This window comes from Sphingomonas sp. CROZ-RG-20F-R02-07, assembly GCF_022662335.1.
In the GTDB taxonomy this organism is placed as follows: domain Bacteria; phylum Pseudomonadota; class Alphaproteobacteria; order Sphingomonadales; family Sphingomonadaceae; genus Sphingomonas.
Map to the genome: position 1 here is coordinate 1 of NZ_JAKNQJ010000031.1, position 8288 is coordinate 8288.

6 protein-coding genes are annotated in these 8288 nt (G+C 66.6%); 3 read left to right on the top strand and 3 right to left on the bottom strand.

Features of this window, described 5'->3' with window-relative positions; genetic code table 11:
• Positions 1–747 precede the first annotated feature (747 nt).
• A complete protein-coding gene (locus L8H00_RS18265; RefSeq protein WP_242098735.1) occupies positions 748–4140 on the top strand; it encodes a polysaccharide deacetylase family protein in 3393 nt (1130 codons plus the stop codon).
• Positions 4141–4314: 174 nt separating this feature from the next.
• Positions 4315–5061 carry a Crp/Fnr family transcriptional regulator gene (locus L8H00_RS18270; RefSeq protein WP_242098736.1) on the top strand — a complete coding sequence of 249 codons (747 nt, stop codon included), beginning with the start codon at positions 4315–4317 and terminating at the stop codon, positions 5059–5061.
• 333 nt (positions 5062–5394) lie between these two features.
• On the opposite strand, the gene rpsI is transcribed toward L8H00_RS18270, so the two are convergent.
• The 3 genes from rpsI to L8H00_RS18285 form a co-directional block, all read right to left on the bottom strand.
• A complete protein-coding gene (gene rpsI / locus L8H00_RS18275) occupies positions 5395–5958 on the bottom strand; it encodes a 30S ribosomal protein S9 (protein WP_242098737.1) in 564 nt (187 codons plus the stop codon).
• Complete coding sequence (gene rplM / locus L8H00_RS18280; RefSeq protein WP_242098738.1) at positions 5959–6438, bottom strand: 50S ribosomal protein L13; 480 nt, start codon at positions 6436–6438, stop codon at positions 5959–5961. It abuts the gene before it with no gap.
• Between the two features lie 122 nt (positions 6439–6560).
• Positions 6561–7604, bottom strand: a complete 1044-nt coding sequence (locus tag L8H00_RS18285; protein WP_242098740.1) for a COX15/CtaA family protein — start codon at positions 7602–7604, stop codon at positions 6561–6563.
• A 102-nt stretch (positions 7605–7706) separates the two neighbouring features.
• Between L8H00_RS18285 and L8H00_RS18290 the strand changes: the two genes are divergently transcribed.
• Positions 7707–8171, top strand: a complete 465-nt coding sequence (locus L8H00_RS18290) for a transcriptional repressor (RefSeq protein WP_242098742.1) — start codon at positions 7707–7709, stop codon at positions 8169–8171.
• Positions 8172–8288 lie beyond the last annotated feature (117 nt).

Sequence of the window (8288 nt, forward strand, 5' to 3'; positions counted from 1 at the left end):
TGAACGACAGTCTCCCACCGGATAGCCGCGTCCGGCGACGGTACTCTCCGGCTCAGTCAGCCGAAATCCTGCTTCAAGGCCGTCACCAACGAGCAAGATGCTGTCTTTGCACCGCAATCAGCGCCACGCCGCCACGTTGATGTGGGTGCCCACCTCATTTCCGGTGAAGCGTCCAAGCCCGCCACGCCAAAGGTGATTTCCACTTTTCCGATGCATGGTGCCACTGTCGCATCGGGCCCAATGAAACTGAGCGTCACGTTTGACCGAACTATGCGACCAAGAAGCTATTCTTTCGTTCAGAAAAGCGCGGAGACCTACCCCGATTGTGGTACGAACGAGCCCGTGCAGTCGGGCGATGGTAAAACCTTCACGCTAACGTGCAAGGTCCAGCCCGGTCGTCGATACGAAGTCTGGTTCAACGATCCGCCTTACCTGAACTTCGCAGATCAGAATGGCGTGCCCGCAGTCCCGTTCGGGCTGAGTTTCAAGACAAAGCCAGATTCGGGTCACAGCCGATAGCGGTAACTGCCATTATGGCCGCCCCAGCCCATGCGGGGCCGGGAGCGGCCACTTGGCGTACATATGGTCCGTGATCGGTTGCGACTTTCCCTTTCTCGATCCCTCTCGAAAATGCCGGCGATCGCCACCCGTTCCCAACCCCGCCCACCCGCCGCCGTTGACCGCCCCCACCGGATTTGTCATCCCGGCGCGGGCCCGTTCGGGCTTGCCCATGCAAGAGTGTCGTCCATGTCCGAGCGTCCGATCTTCTTCGATGCCAGCGGTCGCCGGCGGCGGCGCTTCGCGCTCGGCGTCGCGGCGTTCGCGCTGTTGCTGGTGCTCGCCGTCGCGATGTTCGGCGTTTCGATCGGCGCGGTGCCCGCCGCGCCGCTGTTGCCGGTGCAGACCGAACGCAGCGCGATGAAAGGGTTGCCGGCGCCGCGCGGCGGCCTTCTCAGCCGCACCGCGCGCTCCGTCGATTATTATCGCCGGCAGCTCTTCGGCGCCGCGCCCGCGAGCCCGAAGGGGCAGGCGGCGGCGGCCGCCAACCCGCAGCTCGCCATCGCCTTTCACGCGCCTTGGGACGATTCGAGCTCGGCCAGCCTCAAGCGCCATGTCGAACAGCTCGACTGGCTGATCCCCGCCTGGGTCTCGGTGACGGGCCCGACGCACGACACCACCGTGTTCCGCGATCCGGTCGGCCGATCGATCATCAACCATGCGATCCACCGGCCGCAGATCCTGCCAATGGTGCAGAACGCGAAGGGCGGCGTGTGGGACGGCAAGGGCGCCGCGTCGCTGTTCGCCGATCCGGCGGCACGGCGCGCGCTGCTCGACCGGCTGACGCTGTTTTTGGCGAACAACCACGCCGCCGGCGTCTTCTTCGATTTCGAGGATCTGCCGCCCACCGCGCAGGCGAATTACCGCGCGTTCCTCGCCGAGGCGCATGCGCGCTTCGCGCCGCGGGGCTGGGTGATCGCGATCGCGGCGCCGGTGGGCAACGAGGATTGGGACCTGCGCGCCTATGCCCGGGTGACCGACAAGATCTTCCTGATGGCTTATGACGAGCATGAGAATGCGGGCGCGCCCGGGCCGATCGCGTCGCAGCAATGGTTCGCGCGGATGGTGGCGAACGCCGCGCGCGGCATCCCCGCGGCCAAGCTCGTCGTGGCGATCGGCAATTATGGGTATGACTGGCACGAGGGCGGCGGCGATCCCGTCGATGTCGAGGAGGCGTGGCAGGCGGCGCGCGATTCGGGGGTGATGCCCACCTTCGACCGGATGAGCCAGAATACGAGCTTCGCCTATCAGGACGGTGATATCCGCCATCAGGTGTGGCTGCTCGACGCGGCGTCCGCCTACAACCAGATCGCGTTCCTGCAAAAGGCGGGCGTGGGCAGCGTGGCGCTGTGGCGGCTGGGCTCCGAGGATCCAGGTATCTGGACGATCTTCGGCCGCGATCACCGCAAGCTGCCGATCCCCGATTCGATCGACACCATCCCCGCGGGTACCAATGTCGACATCGAGGGCGCGGGCGAGATCCTGAAGATCCGCGGCACGCCGGTGAACGGCCTGCGCGACGCGGTGCCCGCGCGCGACAACACCATCGCCGATGTGAACTTCACGCGGCTGCCCTCCTCCTATGTGATCGACCGCACCGGCTATCGCCCCAAGATGATCGCGCTGACGTTCGACGACGGCCCCGATCCGCAATGGACTCCGCAGATCCTCGACGTGCTGAAGCGCGAGGGCGTAGTCGGCACGTTCTTCATCATCGGCGAGAACGCGCTGACGAACCGCAGCCTGCTCGAGCGCATGGTGGCCGAGGGGCACGAGATCGGCAGCCACACCTATACGCATCCCAATCTCGCCAACGTCTCCGAACCCCAGGTGCGCTTCGAGCTGAACACCACCCAGCGGCTGTTCCAGGCGTTCACCGGCCGCTCGCTCCGCTTTTTCCGCGCGCCGTATTTCGGCGACGCCGAGCCGACCACCGCAGACGAAATCGTGCCCGCGCTCGAGGCGCAGGATCGCGGCTATATTTCGGTCGGCCTGCACGTCGATCCGGGCGACTGGAAGCGGCCGGGCGTGCAGGCGATCATCGACAAGACGATCGCCGACGCCACCACCGGCCCCGCCAACTGCACCGGCGACGAGGATGCGCCCACCAACTGCAGCCGCAACATCGTCCTGCTGCACGATGCCGGCGGCAACCGCGCGCAGACCGTCGCCGCGCTGCCCGTCATCATCGAGCGGCTGCGGGCCATGGGCTATCGCTTCGTGCCCGTGTCCGCGCTCGCGGGATTGACGCGCGAGGCCTCGATGCCGCCGATCTCCTCCAGCGACCGGCTGGCGGCGATGGCGGATCTGGGCCTGTTCACCATTCTCGGCTGGATCGTGATCGCGCTCCACTGGCTGTTCGCGATCGCCATTTCGGTCGGCATCCTGCGTGCGCTCGCGCTATCGGCGTTGGCGCTGATCCAGGCGCGCCGCGAAAACCGCACCGTCTTCCCCCCGATCGATCCCACGCGCTTCGTCACCGTGATGATCCCCGCCTATAACGAGGAGCGCGTGATCGAACGCGCGGTGCGCGGGGTGCTCGCTTCGACCGAGGTGCGGATCGAGGTGATCGTGATCGACGACGGCTCGGCCGACGCCACCACCCAGGTGGTGCGCGACGCCTTTGCCGACGATGACCGCGTCCGGCTGCTGACGCTCGCCAATGGCGGCAAGGCGCGCGCGCTCAACCGGGGGCTGGAGCTGGCGCGGGGCGAGATCGTCGTGGCGCTCGACGCCGACACGCAGTTCGAACCGACCACGATCGCGCGCCTCGCGCGCTGGTTCGACGATCCGGCGCTGGGCGCGGTCGCCGGCAACGCCAAGGTGGGTAACCGCGTGAACCTCGTCACCAAATGGCAGGCGCTTGAATATATCACCGCGCAGAATCTCGAGCGGCGCGCGCTCGCGCGGCTGAACGCGATGACGGTCGTGCCGGGCGCGGTCGGCGCCTGGCGCGTCGAGACGATCCGCTCGGTTGGCGGCTATCCCAACGACACGCTCGCCGAGGATCAGGATCTGACGATCGCGATCCAGCGCGCCGGATGGAAGGTGCGTTATGACCAGTTCGCGGTCGCCTGGACCGAGGCGCCCGAGACGCTGCGCGCGCTCGCCAAGCAGCGGTTCCGCTGGGCGTTCGGCACGCTGCAATGCCTCTGGAAGCACCAGTCGGCGATCTTCGGCTCGCATCCCAGAGGCCTGGGCTGGATCGGCCTGCCGCAGGCGATCGTGTTCCAGATCCTGCTGGCGGCGATCTCGCCGATCATCGATCTCGCGCTGCTCGTCAGCTTCTTCCTCACCTATATCGCCATCCAGGCGCATGGTTGGGCGCAGACGAGCCACGATGTCGAGCTGATGCTGGTCTATTGGCTGGTCTTCACCGCGATCGACATGCTGGCGGCGACCATCGCGTTCGCGCTGGAGCGCAAGGAACGATGGCGGCTGCTGTGGCTGCTCGTGCCGCAGCGTATCGGGTACCGCCAAGTGATGTATTATGTCGTGCTGAAGGCCATCGCGCAGGCGGTGCGCGGGCCGATGGTGGGCTGGGGCAAGCTGCAGCGGACAGGCCGCGTGACGGCGGCCTGAGCCTTGCGACTTCCCCCGTTGCGCCATCGGCGGGGACATCAGGTTGGTTGGCGAGTGCGTAATAACATGTATCAAGACCTTATGTGCGTAACCTGAGCTGCAATATGGTTTACTGTAAACTTTGATGATTTAGAGTTACTTAGGTTCGGGGCAATCGGTTCCGGGTGAAGAATCATGACAACGGAGCACGCTCCTGCCGACGTGCTTGTTTCAAGCATCGCCAACCGGGTGGCGTTGGACGACACCGATCGTGCCGCGATCCGCGCGATGCCGTTCCGCCTGCGCCATTATGATGCGCGCACCTATCTGCTGCGTCAGGGCGGTCGGCCGGAACATTGCGCCTTCATCCTCTCGGGCTTTGCGGTTCGCCAGAAGCTGACCTTCATGGGTGCGCGCCAGATCCTGGGGTTTCTGCTGCCGGGAGAATTCAGCGATCTCCAGCAATTGTTCCTGTCCCGCTCTGACCATAATGTGCAGGCCCTGACGTCGCTCGAGGTCGCCGAATGCGCGATCCCGGATCTTCAGCATCTCGCGATGAGCCGCCCGGCGGTGGGGCAGGCCTTGTGGATCAGCACGCTCGTCGAAGCGTCGATGGCGCGCGAAAACATGTTGAACATCGGCCGGCGCGACGGTCTCACCCGCGTCGCGCACCTGCTCTGCGAATTCGAGTCCCGGCTGCCGGAAGCGGGGCTTGAGGATCATGGCTATGATCTGCCGATGACGCAGGAAGAAATCGGCGATGCCGTCGGGCTGACGGCGGTTCACGTCAACCGAACCCTGAAGCAGCTCGAAGCCGAAGGGCTGATCGCGCGCACGCGCCGCTTCGTCCGGATCGTCGACCGCAAACGCCTGCTCGCGCGCGCCGATTTCGATCCGGACTATCTTCACCGCGATCAGCCGGTGTTCGAATTCGCCGGCTGATCCCATTCGACCTCCGCGATCGCCCGGATCCTTCCAGCCCGGCTGCCGTCGTCACGCTCGACAGTTACGATGATTTCGACGGGCGATCGGCCGAGGCTCGCTGATATTCGGGGATTTGTCCTCGCAGCGCCGGCTTTTCGCCACCGATTCCACTATCCCGGTTTCTTACGACCCGCGATCCGTCGACAGGGTTCCATTGCCGCGCCGCGCGCAGCCCGGCGTCCGAGGCGGACCCATACCGAAAAGGGCGGCCCCGGCATGACCGGAACCGCCCTTTTCATAATACCGCGAGGGCGGCATCCAGGAACGTCGATGGCGTCCCGGACCGACCGATCAGCGCTTCGAGAACTGGAAGCTACGACGAGCCTTCGCCTTGCCGTACTTCTTGCGCTCGACGGTACGGCTGTCGCGCGTCAGGAAGCCCGCGGCCTTCACCGGCGCACGCAGGATCGGCTCGTACTTGGTGAGCGCCTGGCTGATGCCGTGCTTCACCGCGCCGGCCTGGCCCGACAGGCCACCGCCCTTAACGGTGCAGACGACGTCATACTGGCCCTCGCGCTCGGTCACGCCGAACACCTGGTTGATGACGAGGCGCAGCGTCGGGCGCGCGAAATAGACCTGCTGGTCGCGGCCGTTGATCGTGATCTTGCCCGAGCCGGGCTTGACCCACACGCGGGCGACCGCGTCCTTGCGGCGGCCGGTGGCATAGGCGCGGCCCTGCTTGTCGAGGATCTGCTCGCGCAGCGGCATCGTCGGTGCCTTGGGCTCCTCGATGTGGCCGGCCATGTAATCGGCGGCCTGCTGGTCCGAATGCTCACCCGTGGCCGGTGCCTGCGGGGCGGCGGCCGGGTTGGTCAGGTTCGCGAGATCCGCGAGCGACTGGCGGTTGTCGGACATTTAGGCGCCCACCTTGTTCTTGCGGCTCATGCCGGCGATGTCGAGGACTTCGGGGTTCTGCGCTTCGTGCGGATGCTCGGCGCCCTTGAAGATGCGCAGGTTGCGCATCTGCTCGCGGCCCAGCGGCCCGCGCGGGATCATCCGCTCGACGGCCTTTTCGAGCACGCGCTCGGGGAAGCGGCCGTCCAGCACCTTGGCGGCGGTGATGCCCTTGATGCCGCCGGCATAGCCGGTGTGCTTGTAATAGACCTTCTTCTGGGCCTTGTTGCCCGTGAAGCGGATCTTGTCGGCGTTGATAACGACGACGTTGTCACCGCAGTCGACATGCGGGGTAAAGCTCGTCTTGTGCTTGCCGCGCAGGACGTTGGCGATCACCACCGCGGCACGGCCGACGACGAGATTCTCGGCGTCGACGATATGCCATTTCTTCTCCACCTCGTGCGGCTTGGCCGACTTGGTGGTCTTCATGAGCGCCTTCATGGGCGTGAGACCTTTCGTGCAAACAGGCACGCGCCGCCCCGAGGGACAGCGCGATTGCACGCCCATTCGCGGAAAGGCGCCGGTAAGTCAAGCAAAGCGCCGCTTTGCCGACGGGTATCGGGCTACCTGTGGCGCTGCGCCCCACCGATCGCGTGCGCGGCGAACACCGCGGCGACCACGAGCAGGGCGGCGTTCGCCTGGTGCGCGATCGCGACCGGGACGAGCACGCCGGTCATCAGCGTCGCGATGCCGAGCATGATCTGCAGCGTGACGAGCGCCACCACGACGAAGCCCGCGCGCGACCCCGTGCGGGTCGCGCCGACCGCGAGCGCCACCAGACCGGCGCCCGCACCAAACGCCAGCCAGCGATGGACGAACTGCACCACGATCGGGTTGGCGAAGGCGTTGGTCCAGGCAGGCGCAAGCATCGGCACGTTCGCCGGGAACAGCCGGTCGCCCATCAGCGGCCAGCTGGCGAAGGCATAGCCCGCGTGAAGCCCGGCGGTGAGCGCGCCGAACAGGATCTGCGCGGCCAGCAGCAGCAGCGCGACGATCGCCACGGGCGACAGCCGCGCGGGCTTCGCATAGGGGTTCGCCGCGCGGTCGAGCAGGTCGAGCGCGGTCCACACCATGCCGCTGAGCGTGAACAGCGCGGTGAGCAGATGCGTGGCGAGCCATTCGGGCGCGACCGAGGTGCGCGCCGTCAGCCCGGATTTGACCATCAGCCAGCCGAACGTCCCCTGGAGCAGGATCAGCGCGAAAAGGGCGGCAAGGCGCGGCGCATAGCCCGCCGGAATTTGGCGCCGCAGCGCGAACCACAAGGCCGGCAGCAGGAACGCCATGCCGATGAAGCGGCCGAGGAACCGGTGGAGATATTCCCAGAAGAAGATCGCCTGGAACCCACCCAGCGTCATGCCGCGGTTGAACGCGGCATATTGCGGGATGGCGCGGTAATGCGCGAATTCGGCCTGCCACTGCGCGTCGGTCAGCGGCGGGATCGCGCCCGTCAGCGGCTTCCATTCGGTGATCGACAGGCCCGAATCGGTCAGCCGGGTGATTCCGCCCACCACGACGATCGCCACCACCAGCGCCGCCACGACGAACAGCCAGATCGCGAGCAGGCGGGGGCGGGCGGTGGACGAGAAAGCGGCGCTGGGCTGGAGCATGTCCGGTGCCTACGCCTTTGCGCCCGCTGGGCCAAGCGCCGCCTTGCGGCGTGGGCGGGGCCCGGTGCTTGCCGCGGATCGGCTGCGGCTCTAAATCGAACCATGGCCCAAGCCCATCGACATCACGAGCCGCAAGGCGCCGAACTCGCGACGGTGGCGCAGGCCGCGCTGGAGCGGGCGGGCGAACAATGGACGACGATGCGCGCCAGCGTGTTCGCGGCCCTGGCCGGGTTCGATCGACCGGCCTCCGCCTATGACATCGCCGATTCGGTGTCGCAGGCCGCCGGGCGGCGGGTGGCGGCCAACAGCATCTACCGGATTCTCGACCTGTTCGTGGGCGCCAATCTCGCGCGCAAGGTGGAAAGCGCGAACGCCTACATCGTCAGCGCGCATCCCGATTGCCGGCACGATTGCATCTTTCTCGTCTGCGATGCGTGCGGGCAGACGACGCATCTCGACGACGATGCGATCACCCGCGGGGTGCGCGCCGCCGCCGCCTCGGTCGGCTTCGCCGCCGAACGCCCGGTGATCGAGGTGCGCGGCCGCTGCGCCGCCTGCTGCGCCTGATCCGTTACAATCGACACGATCGGTCGACTGGTTTAAGGCCTTGGGATGACCAGCGTTAACGACACCCCCCTACTCGACACGATTCCGACGCCGTTGGAGCTTCGGGCTTTGGAGCCT